The sequence below is a fragment of the Halostagnicola sp. A56 genome (assembly GCF_000691505.1).
In the GTDB taxonomy this organism is placed as follows: domain Archaea; phylum Halobacteriota; class Halobacteria; order Halobacteriales; family Natrialbaceae; genus Halostagnicola.
Genome location: NZ_JMIP02000014.1, coordinates 314,940 through 327,430, shown reverse-complemented (window position 1 = coordinate 327,430; position 12,491 = coordinate 314,940). Strand labels below are relative to the sequence as shown.

Annotated in this window: 15 protein-coding genes, 1 tRNA gene and 1 pseudogene; 7 read left to right on the top strand and 10 right to left on the bottom strand. The window is 64.0% G+C overall.

Annotated elements, in window-relative coordinates; all coding sequences use genetic code 11:
• The first annotated feature begins 24 nt into the window (after positions 1 to 24).
• Positions 25 to 480: a DUF5814 domain-containing protein gene (locus EL22_RS03490; protein ID WP_050050172.1), complete on the top strand. Its 456-nt coding sequence runs from the start codon at positions 25 to 27 to the stop codon at positions 478 to 480.
• Positions 481 to 516: 36 nt separating this feature from the next.
• Here the strand turns inward: EL22_RS03490 and EL22_RS03485 are convergent, their stop codons facing one another.
• The 3 genes from EL22_RS03485 to EL22_RS03475 form a co-directional block, all read right to left on the bottom strand.
• Positions 517 to 921 carry a CopG family transcriptional regulator gene (locus EL22_RS03485; protein ID WP_050050171.1) on the bottom strand — a complete coding sequence of 135 codons (405 nt, stop codon included), beginning with the start codon at positions 919 to 921 and terminating at the stop codon, positions 517 to 519.
• 138 nt (positions 922 to 1,059) lie between these two features.
• Complete coding sequence (locus EL22_RS03480; RefSeq protein ID WP_050050170.1) at positions 1,060 to 1,686, bottom strand: RPA family protein; 627 nt, start codon at positions 1,684 to 1,686, stop codon at positions 1,060 to 1,062.
• A 1-nt stretch (position 1,687) separates the two neighbouring features.
• Positions 1,688 to 2,617: a replication factor A gene (locus EL22_RS03475; protein WP_050050169.1), complete on the bottom strand. Its 930-nt coding sequence runs from the start codon at positions 2,615 to 2,617 to the stop codon at positions 1,688 to 1,690.
• Between the two features lie 213 nt (positions 2,618 to 2,830).
• Between EL22_RS03475 and EL22_RS03470 the strand changes: the two genes are divergently transcribed.
• A complete protein-coding gene (locus EL22_RS03470; protein ID WP_050050168.1) occupies positions 2,831 to 3,142 on the top strand; it encodes a hypothetical protein in 312 nt (103 codons plus the stop codon).
• Between the two features lie 46 nt (positions 3,143 to 3,188).
• On the opposite strand, the gene EL22_RS03465 is transcribed toward EL22_RS03470, so the two are convergent.
• The 3 genes from EL22_RS03465 to EL22_RS03455 all read right to left on the bottom strand — a co-directional run bounded on the left by EL22_RS03465 (position 3,189) and on the right by EL22_RS03455 (position 5,402).
• Positions 3,189 to 4,367, bottom strand: a complete 1,179-nt coding sequence (locus EL22_RS03465; protein ID WP_050050499.1) for an MFS transporter — start codon at positions 4,365 to 4,367, stop codon at positions 3,189 to 3,191.
• A gap of 126 nt (positions 4,368 to 4,493) precedes the next feature.
• Positions 4,494 to 4,730 (bottom strand): CDGSH iron-sulfur domain-containing protein, encoded by a 237-nt coding sequence (locus EL22_RS03460; protein ID WP_050050167.1) that lies wholly within the window; start codon positions 4,728 to 4,730, stop codon positions 4,494 to 4,496.
• 111 nt (positions 4,731 to 4,841) lie between these two features.
• Entirely contained in the window at positions 4,842 to 5,402 is a 561-nt protein-coding gene (locus EL22_RS03455; protein WP_050050166.1) for a hypothetical protein, read from the bottom strand.
• 201 nt (positions 5,403 to 5,603) lie between these two features.
• Here EL22_RS03455 and EL22_RS03450 point away from each other — a divergent pair, with 201 nt between their 5' ends.
• Together EL22_RS03450 and EL22_RS03445 are read left to right on the top strand one after the other, a co-directional pair.
• Positions 5,604 to 5,894: a hypothetical protein gene (locus EL22_RS03450; RefSeq protein WP_197075833.1), complete on the top strand. Its 291-nt coding sequence runs from the start codon at positions 5,604 to 5,606 to the stop codon at positions 5,892 to 5,894.
• Positions 5,895 to 6,101: 207 nt separating this feature from the next.
• Positions 6,102 to 6,725, top strand: coding sequence for an OsmC family protein (locus EL22_RS03445; RefSeq protein WP_050050165.1), 624 nt, complete (start codon positions 6,102 to 6,104; stop codon positions 6,723 to 6,725).
• A 136-nt stretch (positions 6,726 to 6,861) separates the two neighbouring features.
• On the opposite strand, the gene EL22_RS03440 is transcribed toward EL22_RS03445, so the two are convergent.
• Together EL22_RS03440 and EL22_RS03435 are read right to left on the bottom strand one after the other, a co-directional pair.
• Positions 6,862 to 6,933, bottom strand: a tRNA-Thr gene (locus EL22_RS03440).
• 99 nt (positions 6,934 to 7,032) lie between these two features.
• Positions 7,033 to 7,698, bottom strand: coding sequence for a hypothetical protein (locus tag EL22_RS03435; RefSeq protein WP_050050164.1), 666 nt, complete (start codon positions 7,696 to 7,698; stop codon positions 7,033 to 7,035).
• Between the two features lie 60 nt (positions 7,699 to 7,758).
• Between EL22_RS03435 and EL22_RS03430 the strand changes: the two genes are divergently transcribed.
• Complete coding sequence (locus tag EL22_RS03430) at positions 7,759 to 8,460, top strand: enoyl-CoA hydratase/isomerase family protein (RefSeq protein ID WP_050050163.1); 702 nt, start codon at positions 7,759 to 7,761, stop codon at positions 8,458 to 8,460.
• A gap of 27 nt (positions 8,461 to 8,487) precedes the next feature.
• Here the strand turns inward: EL22_RS03430 and nadE are convergent.
• Positions 8,488 to 8,739 (bottom strand): annotated as a pseudogene (gene nadE / locus EL22_RS03425) (NAD(+) synthase); the annotation flags it as partial.
• 350 nt (positions 8,740 to 9,089) lie between these two features.
• On the opposite strand from nadE, the gene EL22_RS03420 reads away from it, so the two are divergent.
• Complete coding sequence (locus EL22_RS03420; protein ID WP_050050162.1) at positions 9,090 to 10,007, top strand: cation diffusion facilitator family transporter; 918 nt, start codon at positions 9,090 to 9,092, stop codon at positions 10,005 to 10,007.
• Between the two features lie 23 nt (positions 10,008 to 10,030).
• Here EL22_RS03420 and EL22_RS03415 read toward each other — a convergent pair whose 3' ends face one another.
• Entirely contained in the window at positions 10,031 to 10,606 is a 576-nt protein-coding gene (locus tag EL22_RS03415; RefSeq protein ID WP_050050161.1) for a cysteine hydrolase family protein, read from the bottom strand.
• A 165-nt stretch (positions 10,607 to 10,771) separates the two neighbouring features.
• On the opposite strand from EL22_RS03415, the gene EL22_RS03410 reads away from it, so the two are divergent.
• Entirely contained in the window at positions 10,772 to 12,403 is a 1,632-nt protein-coding gene (locus tag EL22_RS03410; RefSeq protein WP_050050160.1) for an Hvo_1808 family surface protein, read from the top strand.
• Positions 12,404 to 12,491: the final 88 nt, after the last annotated feature.

Here is a 12,491-nt window from a genome sequence, read left to right as displayed (position 1 = left end):
TTACCCGCCATTTTCGACATAACCGTGGCTATCACGGACAAAATCTACGTCAAGAACCACCGGCAGTTGAGCTCGCAACTCGAGACGAACATCCCCAAAGGCGCGTTCAAAGGGGCGACGCTCGACGTGCTCTTTCAGGGCAACGGCCTCGAGAAGCTAGACGAGGCCACCAGAGAGCGGGTCCTCGATTTCGCGAGTGACTTTCTGGACTGCAACTGCGATACCAATCCCTACTGTGGCTGTCCGGAACGAAAGTTCATCCGTTACCTCCTCGAGTTGCGCGCCCAGGGATTAGGGCCGGACGCGATCGTCGACGTGATGAGCGACGACTATATGCTGTATGCCTACTCCGGCGACGTCCTCTCGTTTCTCGATAGCGGCATTCGAACGCTCGAGGCCGCAGAAGGGCTTGCTCGAGTCGACGGACACGGCGAGAAACGCGACGAGATTCGGCGGGTCAAGAACGATCTCGCGAGATAACCGGCGCGATTTGGGCGATGTACCGATCGGGAGCGGTTACCGCAACGGATACTGCTCGTCGTCCTCGTCGAGGTCGTCGAGCAACAACACTTCGTCTTCTTCCCCTTCGAGGCGACTCCGGAGCTCCGAAACGTACGATTTGTGTTCCTCGAGTTGCTCGCGAAGGTGCTCGGCCTCGAGCTCGAGGCGTTCGTGTTCGCGGACAAAGCTCTTTGGCACCTCGACGGTCGGCGGATAGGTCGGCTCGCCATCGTCGCTCGTTCGACTGGCGAGTTCGGATTCGGGGATCACCTCGACCTGTCCGTCATGTTCGACTAGCAGATCGACGTAATCGCGGAACACGGCGGACAACGAGATGTCGCGCTCCGCGGCGATATCCTGTAGCGCTTCGAACGCGTCCTCGTTCACCCGGAACGAGATCGTCTTGTTCTTGTTGCCCATTGGTACCGATACCGTCTTCGACTTACTTAACGATTTGTCAGACGCTCCTGATCTGAGCATCTCCGTATTTTAGGCGCTACGATCCCTCTCAGTGGAAAATACGTGAAAATGTCCGGTAGCTGGACTCTCGGTCGCCGATCAGGCCGTCGCCTCGAGATCCTCGAGGCTCTCTAGGGCCTGGATCACGTCGCGACGGTAGTTTTCGACCGGCGAGTCGTACCGTTCGCGAGCCATCTGGGCGTACTCGTTGCCTGGTGCCGTCGAGGCGCTCTCGGGGGCCTCCTGCTCGGCTTCCCACTCCTCGAAGGCCTCGATCCGGTCGATGGTTCGCTCGGCGGTTTCGACGACCCAGCGGTTGCGGGTCGCGTCGTCGACGACCGAGATGGATTCGGGACGGACGGAGACGTTGACGGAACCGTCTTCGGTCTCGTACGTTCGGGGCTTGCCGACGATGGCGACGTACGCCGGCGGCTCCGTGTCCCGAAGAACCGCGGCGGCTTCGGGCTGGTACTGGCCGGCGTAGACGAAAAAGGTCCCCGTCGGATCGACGACGCGGCCGCGCCAGTACTCGCTCTCGTCGCCGACGTCTTCGGTTTCGGTGAGCGTGCCGACGATGAACGCGCGGTTCGCGCGGTCGCCCGTCGGGAGCAACGCGTAGTTGGGCGCGCGCTCGTCGTCGCTTTCTTTGAAGGTGTACGTCGAATCGTTGAATTCGGAGGCGAAGACGCGACGTGCGACTTCGCGGGTGAGTTCTGCCTGAGACATGTTACATCGACCTCGCTTTGATCAACAGCTGTTCAGCATCGACCGGCCCGTCGAGTTCCTCGACGTCGTCCGCGAGGACGTACCGCCCGAAGGTCGGGCCCTCGATGCGGTAGTAGGTCCCGATGATCTTCTCGCGAATCTCGTCGGCGACGACTGTGGTATCGAGCGCGTCCATCGCCATCTCCTTGCCCTCCTCTAAGCTGATGCCGGTCAGCGATTCGGTCGCCTCGGCGTCGAAGATGACCTCGTGGGCGTCGATTCCGTCGTCGACGACGCCTTTGATGCGGAGGTCGAACTCGCCTTCGACCTCGCCGTGTTCGTTACAGCGGCCGTTCTGGAGCACGCGCGTGCAGTCTTCCTCCGGACAGCGCTTGATGAGGCCGCTGCCGCTTTGCATATCGACGAGCGCGCCTTCGATCTCGGAGGTGTCGTCGCCGACCTCGATGTCGTCCTCGAGTTCCTCCACGACGGTCGTGCTGTTGAGTTTGACCGAGTACCGACCCTGGTACTCGTCGGTGACAACGTTTCGCAGTTCGTAGACGCCGCCTTCCTCGAGCGACGGAAGCTCGGATTTGGCCCACTTGGTGAACTTGATCGTCCCCGTCGGATCACCGAGCAGGCCCACCTGCGCGACGGAGTCGCTTCGGGGGTCCCAGAGTTCGATGACCTTCGCGGTGATGTCGACCCACTGTTCTTCTTCATCGATATCTTCGACGTTGACGGCCTCACTGCCGCCGCGTGCGATATCCTCGCGCTCGAGGCCCGCCTCCTCGAGGTAGTGGTTGGTGACGCTCCGACGGCCTTCGTCGACGGGGACTTTGTATTCGTCGACGAGCGTGGTCAGGCGCTCCTCGACGTCGTCGACCGTGATGTCGAGATGGTCTGAAAACTGGTCGTGTATGTCTTCGGCGTGTTGTCGTACGTCGCTCATGGTGTCTCGCCTCCTCCTGTGTATCAATGGGAGGCATACCGACGTTCGCTCCCGATACTATTTAAAGTGCCGCCACCGGAGCGAAAGTGATCAACTGCGCTTGTGCGGCGCGCAAGTTGGCTTTTGACTCCGTGACGTTACTCGGTGCTCTCTGTGAGCGGTCCGTGACGGCGACGAACCTATGAGGCCGGCGCTCGAATCAATTTCAGAGCCATGTCAGACGGGCGTCGTCTCGAGCGGTTCGTTCGGACGAAACTCCGACGAGCGGGCGCACAGTACGAAGGGTTGCGTCGATCGACCGGTGAGCAACTCGAGGAGGCCCGGACAGCCTACGAGGGGGCAAAGCACGCCCGCTCGCTGCCGACCGACGAGGCGGGTCGCGCGAAGATCGTCTGTCGGCGCTACGCCGAACAGCGGGCGGCGAAACTCGACGACGAGTTTCGCCCGGCGTGTTACGAGCACGGCCATCCGGATTGTGAGGGCTGTATCGAGGACGTTCGATCGGGTCGGATCGAGACCTGGTGAGGAGGCACCTTCGGCTGTCGCCGTCGGTGGCGATGGAGTTTGGGGGTCAGGACCCGACGGCGATGGCCCAGATCGCGCCGAGCAGTGCGAACACTGTGAGGAGAATAACCGCCGTGTAAGAGCCCGTCGAGGCGACGATCGCCGTCCCGATCGGCGGTGCGACCAGCGAGAACGTACCGATTGCTACGTTAAAAATCCCGATGACCGCCGTGTCTTTCGTCCGGCTGTAAGTCTGCATCAGGACGGGAATGTAAAGCGTCGCCGAGCCCCCGAGGCCGATACCGAGACAGAAGACCGACAGCGCGGTCGCTATCGAGTGGGCGGGGATCAACAGCGCCCCGCCGATGGCTGCGCTCCCGAGCGAAACGATGAACGTTCGCCGGTAACCGACGGTGTCGGCGACGAATCCGCTCCCGAGTCTCGAGATGATGCTGAAGCCGCCGACGAACCCGAACGCGAGCGACGCGCCCGCTGCGGTCATTCCGCGAGCGGTGAACAGGTCGATCGCGTAGGCCGCGAGCAACTGGTACCACGCAAAGGAGAGGCCGACGCCGACGAACAGCAGTCGGAACGTCCGGGTTCCGGCCAGCCCGCGCACCCACTCGAGGATCTCGCCGGCCGAGGCCGTCGACCGCTTGGCCCAACCTGGCCGTCGACAGGTGACGCCGGCGGCGAAGAACGCGACCGCGGTGATCGACAGGACGACGAAAAAACCGTTCCGAACGCCGCTGGCGTCGATCGCGTACTGCCACGCCGGCGGCAGGACGAACAGACCCAGCCCGTTGCCGGCGAAAATGAGACCGGTCGCGGCGCCGCGATTGGCGTCGAACCATCTGGGGACGATAGACGCGAGGACGACGAACACCGTCCCGAGCGCCAGGCCGAGCGACCCGAAGACGACGAGGAGACCGACGTACCCCTCGACGACGTACAGCGACGGGGCCAAAAGTCCCGAAATCGCCGCACAGACGAGTAAAATCGCCCGGGACGGGACCCGAGCACCGAAGACGCCGACGACGCCGGCGCCGATGTAGAACGCGAAGAGCATGGTCGCGAAGACGGTCGAAAGCGCTAGCGGTTCGACGCCGAACGCGTTGCTGAACGGCGTCATGAAGACGCCGTAGGAGAAGGCGGTTCCGAACGTGAATATCATCGCCAGCGCGCCGGTGACGGCCACGAGCCACCCTCGGCGTCCGTCTGGCGATTCCCCGCTCGAGCGACTCACGCTCGAGTGTTGTCGTTGCGGAGAGAAAGTGTTCTGATCTCGTCCGATCGACCTGCGTTCGTCGGCGGGCGGGTACGATCGTCTCGACGCCGTTGTCGAATCGGCGGATTCGCCCGTCTGCGACACTCAGTCCGATTCCTCGTCACTGACGATCCGGTCGACGACCGCTCGAGTGCCGTCCTCGTCGTAGACGTACCGTTGATCCGGCGCTTCGTCTCTGGTCTGGCGATGGCTCCCATCGCAGAACGGAAACGTTTCGGCGAGGCCGCACTGACAGATCGCGACGTCGCCTTTCTGCTCGTCTACGTCGTCCGCGTCGAGTTTTCGCGGGCCGTTCGCCTCGAGTTCCACGAGTCGTGACATAGTCTGGACTCGGCGCTGGATCACCGAAAGCCCAGCGGAAAATGCGCCGGTATCGACTCGGTCGGCGGGCCGTCGTCGGTCGTCTCCGACGATTGATGTGCGCCCCGTCGATCACTGCGAGGCGGCGATTCCGCCGATCGAGCCGAAGACGAGCGGGAACATCGCCCCCGCGAGCAGGATCGCGGTCGCCGTTTCCGGCTGTGCGCTGCCGAACGAACCGTCGACGGCGAAGACGAACGCACCCGTCGCTGCGAGCGGGAGGTAGCCGACGACGACGCTCGCGCCGGCTTTCACGCCGTCCTCGAGGGACGCTTCTGGCCCGAGGGCGCGTCGTCCGACGAGATATCCCGCGACGACGAGTGCGAGCACGGGAACGACGTGATAGAGGACTTGCGGGATCCCCGTTTCAGCCTGCGCGAACATCGTCGTCGTGGTGTCCAGTCCGATGACGTTCACCTCGAGGTCCACGAAGTGGCTGTTGAACCACAGCATGCCAGCGGCCTCGAACGCGTTCTCCGAGGTGAGTTCGGCGATACCCGCCGAGTCGAACTCGAGGTCTCCCTGGAGGAGCACCATCGACACGAGATAGCTAACGACGAACGCGACCGCGCCGTAGATTCCGCCCTGTACCACCGGGACGTTCTCGAGTGATCCGTTCGTGCGCGTTGCCATGCCCGGTGGATTCTATCAGGAGTATATATGCTTGGTGGCCGAACTGGTAGTCTCTCACTCCCACGTGATGTCCCCTCATGCGCTGTGGCTTCGCCGTGGTTCGGTGACTGAGTTCGTTCGACGCTCCCGTGTCTCTCGATCCCGATCGATCGCCTCGCTGGAGAGGGGAGCGATTAATTACTCCACTGCGATACTACCACTATGGACGTGGACCCAGCGGTTCTCAAAGCGTACATCGACCACTTTCTGCCGCGCGAGGTAGTCGGCCCCGTCGTCGTCGTCTTCTCGTTAGAGGGCGTCATCGACGGGATCTTCAATCTGTACGTTCCCCAGGAGCACGCGACCATCGGATGGGCGGTCGTCTTCGTGCTCACTCTCGCCGTCGTCGCCTACTGGGGAACCGTCGACGAGGAAGCAGTCGAAGAGCTACACGACCGCCTCGAGGAGATCGAAGACGAAGAAGCGGCCCAGACCGGTTCTGAAACGTCGTGACGAGCGAACCTCCACCGGAACGAGCACGCCGAAACGCCGATAAACCGACGCCCTCCAACGGAAAGTCGATACTTGCACCTATTCGAGACGTTCGTGTATGCCCATCCAGATATTCCTACCTTCCTGTCTTGATTCTCTGATAGTGCGCGATATTCCGAATACTATCTTAATACCGTCGATGGTCTACCCTCAGTCGAGGGACCGACCATGACACCAGACGAAATGCGACGCGAAGCGTCGCGAAAGGGCGATATCGAACACGAGGTCGACGCGGGGGAACACCTCGAGTTCATCGACTGGCTCGAAGCGAACCCGGAGGACGGTATGCTCGAGTTCAGCGCGACCGGCGACGGCGAAGCGGTCGCCAACCGGACGACCGCGACGATCGGAGACTGGGCGCTCGGCGGCGATGAAATGGGTGCGGACCGCGAACACACCCTCGAGTTCGGCCTCCCGCCGGAACTCGAGGAGGCGATGGGCTACGTCGAACCGACGGATCGATACGAGGCCATCGAGGGAGCGCTGGCGGGACTCACCGCCTGTATCAACGGCACGATAGTCTACAATGCGATCCGTGAGGACGTCGATGTCGAGTCGGTGACGACGACCGTCCGCGCGCCGGTCGACCTGCGGATGCTGTTCGGAATCTACGACCTCGACAAGGCGGACGATATGTACGGCGAACTCGAGATCGACGTGGACGTGACCGGCGACATGACCCCCGAAGAGGCGTCGATGGTCCGCGAGTTCCCGATGCGCTCGCCCGTCTACAACCTCATGACCCTCGCGCATCCGAACAGGCCGCGCGTCGAGGTCCGTTCGGCGGCGTGAGCGGCGCTCGGTAACGTCGATGTCGAACGCACCCCATTTTTCCAAGGAAAAGAGGAGTACTGTCGGTGGTACGTTCTCCTGAGTACATCACAAACTGCGCAAATCGACCGCTACTGACAAAATAATCGTCAGAAAGAGCCTAGGCCGGAATTTGAATCCGGGCTCTCGTCCTTACCAAGGACGCGCTTTACCGCTAAGCTACCCAGGCACGCATATACTGGTTGATGCGAGCCGTCTTTATGCGTTTCGATTCGCCGCAGGGAGTGGGTACGATTCACTCGAGTCGCCACACGCGCTCAGTCGATCACTACGAATCCGTCGCCGAGGTCGCCCGATCGACGCTGTGGCCGTCCTCGGGGGTCGCATCGGCGGGTTCGAGGTCGCGCGTTGGAACGACGTCCGCGGTGGGTGGGAACGTCGACCCCGCGGCGTCGGCGAGTTCTGTTGCAGTCTCGAGCAGCGCCGGCGTGGGCGTCGTTCCGACGGCGGACGCGCCGGCCAGCGCCGCGAGTTCGAGGACGTCTCGCTCGAGCGATCCGTCGATGTCGGCGTCGCCGTCCGCGGCTGCTCTGGTCTCGTTTCGGCCGAACTCCTGGACGGTTCTGACGGCTTTGCCGGCGGCCTCGGTGCGCGCGAGCAGGTAGAACCCGCGGGCGACGAGGATGTCGGCGGCGAGTATCTCGAGGTCGCCGGCCTCGCCCTCCGCGCCGTCGCGTTCGGCCCACGGATCCTCGTGGGCGAGCGTTCGCGTCAGTCGAAGCCCTTCGTATATCAACTGGACGCCGGCGGCGTGGCGGTCGAGCCCTTCGAGGTCGTGCTCCGGCTCGAGTTCGCGGGCGCTCTCGAGCGTGAAAACGCCGGGGAGCATCGACGCGTCTTCGAGCGTCTCTTCGACGAAATCGTACAACCGGGGTGGCTCGACGTCCGAAACTGCATCGCGGGCGGCACGCCGACAGTTGTCGGCCCTATCCATTGGGAGAGGGTTACGACGGGGCAGCCAAAGACCTTTGGAAACGGACGGCCGACTCGAGTCATGATTCGCTCCGAATCCGACGGGCAGATCCGGCGAGTGACCTTCGATAGGCCGGACGCGCGCAACGCGTTGACGATCGACGCACTCGAGGATCTCGAATCGGCGGTCGAACGCGCCGACGAACCGGTTATCTACCTCGAGGGGGCGGGTCCTGCGTTCTGTGCGGGCGCCGATCTCTCAGCCGTCGCCGACCTCGACCGCGAGCGGGCGGTGGCGTTCGCCCGCCGGGGCCAGCGCGTCGCCCGAACCCTCGAGGACGCCGAAAGCGTCGTCGTCGCGGGGATCGACGGCCCCGTCCGGGGCGGCGGCCTCGAGCTGGCACTCGCCTGTGACCTCCGCGTCGGGACGCCGGCGGCGACGTTCGGGGAACCCGGCGTGACGTTCGGCCTGTTCGGTGCCTGGGGCGGGACCGTTCGACTCCCACGGGTTCTCGGTGAGGGCGACGCCCTCGAGGTCGCACTTTCGGGGCGCGTCCTCGACGCCGAGCAAGCGCTCCGAATCGGACTCCTCTCTCGAATCGAAGCGGAGCCGTGGACCGTCGCCGAGGAACTGGCCGCCAACGCCCCCGACGCGCTCGCCGTCCTCAAGCGGCGGATCCGGGACGACCGCGGGCAGGCGGTACAAGAGCGGGCAGAAGCCGAGGCGTTCGGCGACTTGCTCGAGACTCACGCGGCGGACATCCGAGCGCTGCTCGAGGAGTAAGCCAGCCGTTCCTCCGCGGGTTGTAGTTTACTCGAGCGGTTCCGGTGCCGGCGGCGCGTTCCGCTTGTGTTCGCTGGCTTCGTACATCGATCGGACCCGGTCGACCGTCTCTTCGTCGACCTCGAGCAACCGGCTCGTCGCCCTCGCCGAGAGCGGGCCGTCGATGTGGCTTACCAGGATCGAATCGAGCGTATCGTAGTCGATTCCGAGTTCCGACTCGTCGGTCTGGTCCGCCCAGAGCCCCGCCGTGGGCGTTTTTTCGACCAGATCGTCCGGCACGCGCCCGAGAACCGCGCCGTCTGCTCCGGCGGCGTCGACGGCGTCGCGGATGAACGCCTGGATGTGCTCGCGCCGTCGCGCCAGTTCCGCCTCCGAAAAGCGAAGGTCGATCATGGGTTCGTCTATGGTGGGTACCGCTTAATAGGCTGCCCTCGCGGAGAAAAAGTGTATGATCGTCCGGTTTTCGGTGGTGATCCGTCTGGTGAGCGGACGAACGAAACCAGCCGAACCCGACAGCCCGTCGGTCGGGTCTGCTATCGTGACACCCAGCGTTCGCGAACGGGTCTCGACGCTGCGACGCTCGCGATCCGAACGGAAAGACCCAAGTTTAGACTGGCTCTAATTCTCCCATGGACGGCGACTCGAATCGACGCAGATTCGCGCGCGCTTCGTGGGCGAACGTTCTCGGCAACGCTGTGAAAATCGTCGTCGAGGGCGCTGCGGGACTGGCCTTCGGGAGCGTCGCGTTGATCGCCGACGCCGCCCACTCGGTCGCGGATTTGGTCGCGAGCGTCGTCGTCCTCGTCTGGGGGCGCACCGCGTTCGACGGCCCCGACGATAGCCACCCGCACGGTCACGAGCGGATCGAGCCGCTGACGGCGATTTTCGTCGGCGCGGTGATCGCGCTTCTCGGGTTGTTGTTGCTCTCCGAATCCGTTCAGGGACTTCTCGAGCCCGATCCGCCGGCGGCGCGACTGCTGTTGTTCGGCGCGCTCGCGTTCGCGATCGCCGACATGTACCTCGTCTACCGGTACACGGAGTACGTCAACGCCGACATCGGTTCGACGGCGCTGGCGGCGCTGGCGGTGGACTGTCTCAACGACATCTACACCTCGATCGCGGCCCTCGTGGGCGTCATCGGGGTCTTCTTCGGCGCCCCGATACTCGATCCGCTCGCTGGCGCCCTCGTCAGCGTCCTCGTCATTTCTCAGGGCGTCAGCATCGGCCGCGAAAACCTCGACTACCTCGTCGGCGCGGCGGCGACGCCGACACAGCGCACGCAGATCGCGGACACCTTGCGCGCACATCCCGACGTCGAGGGCGTCCACGATCTGACCGTCTACTACGACGGCACCGTCCTCGAGGTCGAGGTCCACGTCGAGGTCGACGGCAACATGCCGTTTCGAGAGGCCCACGACATCGAGTCGTCGCTCGTCGACGACCTCCGGGACCTGGAGGATGTCGGCGACGCGCACGTCCACCTCGATCCCTCGGGAATCGGCGAGTGGAAGGACCAGCCAGATCGATGGTACGCCAACGGAAATTGAACGGCCAAAACCGAGCCGGCAGCTTATCCGCCGAACTCGAGGTCCTCGCGCTCGGCGAGTTCGCCGAAGAGCCAGTCGGCGTGCTCGAGGGCGTACTCCCGGTGATCCGCTTCGATCGCGCCGATGCAGTCTTCGACCATGATCGGCCGGAAGTCCCGAAGTCCCGCGCTGCCCCCGGTATGCAGGACGCAGACGTTCGCGAGCGTTCCACAGAGAACCAGATCCCTGATTCCGCGCGCGTTTAACCAGCCTTCGAGTTCGGTCTGGTAGAACGCGTCGTAGGTGTGCTTTTCGACGACGTGATCTCCCGCTTCGACCGGGAGTTCGTCGACGAGTTCGGCGTCCCACGTTCCCTCGACGACGTGTTCACCCCACTGCTCGAACTCGTCGTAGTAGTGGGCGTCCGCGAACTGCTCGGGCGGGTGAACGTCGCGCGTGTAGACGATCTGGGTCCCCGCGTTTCGAGCGCGCGATACCAGTTCGGTAATCGGTTCGATGACCGTTTCGCTCCCCGGTGAGTACAGCGATCCGTTGGGATGACAGAAGCCGTTTTGCATGTCGACGACGATGACCGCGGTGCTGTCTGGCTCGAGGTGCATACGCGAGTCTACGCGAACGATCCTCAAAGCGTTCGTGGTATCCCGTGCCGGGTTCGGCTAAGCGCTGCGTTCTCTCGAGCGTTCACAGTCTGGCATCTCCCCATCCCCAAGACTGACCGTCGTCCTTTTTACAGCCGCTTGCCAACGAACGTGTATCTCGCTGGAATGAACCGGACGCGATCGCGCGGCGTTGCTCTCGCAGTTCTCGCCTCGGTACTCGTACTGGCGGTGCTCGTCGCCGGTCCGGGACTCCCGCTCCTGTCGATCGTAGACGATCCGACCCAGGATCGGCCCGACGACCCATCGACCGAAGGCACCGTGGGCTACGTCGACGGCTACTGGTACGACGACGAGCTTTCGGTCGACGGCAGCGACGACGCGACCGTCTCCGAGGACGAACTCGAGGCCGTCGTCAGCCGGTCGATGGCTCGCGTCGAGACGATTCGCGGCCTCACGTTCGAGGAGGACGTCTCGGTCGACGTGATCTCTCGGGAGGAGTACCGGACCCGAAACGACACGTCGATCGAAGATCCGACCGCCGACCAGCGTCTCCAGTCGAACCTCCGACTCGAGGCGCTGTTTATGGCCGATCGCGAGACGAGCGCGATCGACGAACAGCAATCGCTGTACGACGGCTCGGTCGCGGGCTACTACGACCCGGAAACCGACGAAATCGTCATCGTTTCAGAAAACCCGGACGATCCGGCTTTAGACGAACTCACGCTCGGGCACGAACTCGTCCACGCGTTGCAGGACCAGCACTACGACCTGACGAGTTACGAGCGCGAGACGCAGGACCAGGCCAACGCAAAGAACGGCCTCATCGAGGGCGACGCCGTCTGGGTGGAAAACCGGTACGAAACGCGCTGTAACGAGGACTGGGCCTGTACCGCCCCCTCGGCGAACTCACAGGGGGACCAGCCCGAACCAAACTGGGGGCTCTACCTCACGATCTTCCAGCCCTACGACGACGGCCCCGACTATGTCGACGCGGTGCTCGGCGACGGCGACTCGCGCGACTGGGGCGCCCTCGACGGCGCCTACGACGATCCGCCGGCGAGCACCTCGGAGGTGATCCGTCCCGGCGAAGACCGCGAACCGCGAGACGTCGACGTCGAGGACCGCTCGAGCGAGAACTGGACCCAACATGAGGTCGACGGCACCGTCGCGAACGACTCGCTCGGCGAGGCGACGATGGTGTCGATGTTCGCCGCCGACGGCCTCGCCGGCGAGGAGTCGGTCATCGAGCCCGACGAGTTGCTCCCCGACGGCCCCTACGGAACGATCGAGAACATCGACTACGACCACGAGGTGACCGACGGCTGGGCTGGCGACGAACTCGTCACCTACGTCGGCGAGAACGAGTCGATCGAGGAAAGCGGCTACGTCTGGGAGACCGAGTGGGAGTCTGCAACCGAGGCCGAGCAGTTCCGCGACGGCTACCTCGAGTTGCTCTCCTCACACGGCGCGGAAGACGTCGACGGTCACCGGAACACCTTCGCGATCGAGGACGAAGACGGCTATCCCGGCGCGTACTACCTCGAACAGGACGGCGAGCGCGTGACCATCGTCCGCGGACCGTCCGCCGAGGCGGTCTCGGAAATCGACGCCGGAAGCGCACCCGAAGGCGAAGATACGCTCGAGTTGAACGCCAGCGCGCCAGATTCGGGAGCCGACGACGAGGCAGGGCCGAACGGCTCCGGCGTGAACGACGGCGAGCCGATATCCGGGTTCGGCCCCGCCGTCGCCGTCGTCGCACTGCTAGTCGCCACGCTCGCCGCTCGGCTGTCACGGTGAGCACAGCGCCAGTCGCCACCGCTCGGCTGTCACGGGCAGTGCCAGTCGCCGCTCGTTTGTCTGCCACACTGGGTCGCGGTACCGACCG

Excerpts from the sequence above, each read along its gene's own strand:
- EL22_RS03485 (WP_050050171.1), bottom strand. The coding sequence starts at position 921 with ATGGGCAACAAGAACAAGACGATCTCGTTCCGGGTGAACGAGGACGCG.
- EL22_RS03480 (WP_050050170.1), bottom strand. The coding sequence starts at position 1,686 with ATGTCTCAGGCAGAACTCACCCGCGAAGTCGCACGTCGCGTCTTCGCC.
- EL22_RS03475 (WP_050050169.1), bottom strand. The coding sequence starts at position 2,617 with ATGAGCGACGTACGACAACACGCCGAAGACATACACGACCAGTTTTCA.
- EL22_RS03470 (WP_050050168.1), top strand. The coding sequence starts at position 2,831 with ATGTCAGACGGGCGTCGTCTCGAGCGGTTCGTTCGGACGAAACTCCGA.
- EL22_RS03460 (WP_050050167.1), bottom strand. The coding sequence starts at position 4,730 with ATGTCACGACTCGTGGAACTCGAGGCGAACGGCCCGCGAAAACTCGAC.
- EL22_RS03455 (WP_050050166.1), bottom strand. The coding sequence starts at position 5,402 with ATGGCAACGCGCACGAACGGATCACTCGAGAACGTCCCGGTGGTACAG.
- EL22_RS03450 (WP_197075833.1), top strand. The coding sequence starts at position 5,604 with ATGGACGTGGACCCAGCGGTTCTCAAAGCGTACATCGACCACTTTCTG.
- EL22_RS03445 (WP_050050165.1), top strand. The coding sequence starts at position 6,102 with ATGACACCAGACGAAATGCGACGCGAAGCGTCGCGAAAGGGCGATATC.
- EL22_RS03435 (WP_050050164.1), bottom strand. The coding sequence starts at position 7,698 with ATGGATAGGGCCGACAACTGTCGGCGTGCCGCCCGCGATGCAGTTTCG.
- EL22_RS03430 (WP_050050163.1), top strand. The coding sequence starts at position 7,759 with ATGATTCGCTCCGAATCCGACGGGCAGATCCGGCGAGTGACCTTCGAT.
- EL22_RS03420 (WP_050050162.1), top strand. The coding sequence starts at position 9,090 with ATGGACGGCGACTCGAATCGACGCAGATTCGCGCGCGCTTCGTGGGCG.
- EL22_RS03415 (WP_050050161.1), bottom strand. The coding sequence starts at position 10,606 with ATGCACCTCGAGCCAGACAGCACCGCGGTCATCGTCGTCGACATGCAA.
- EL22_RS03410 (WP_050050160.1), top strand. The coding sequence starts at position 10,772 with ATGAACCGGACGCGATCGCGCGGCGTTGCTCTCGCAGTTCTCGCCTCG.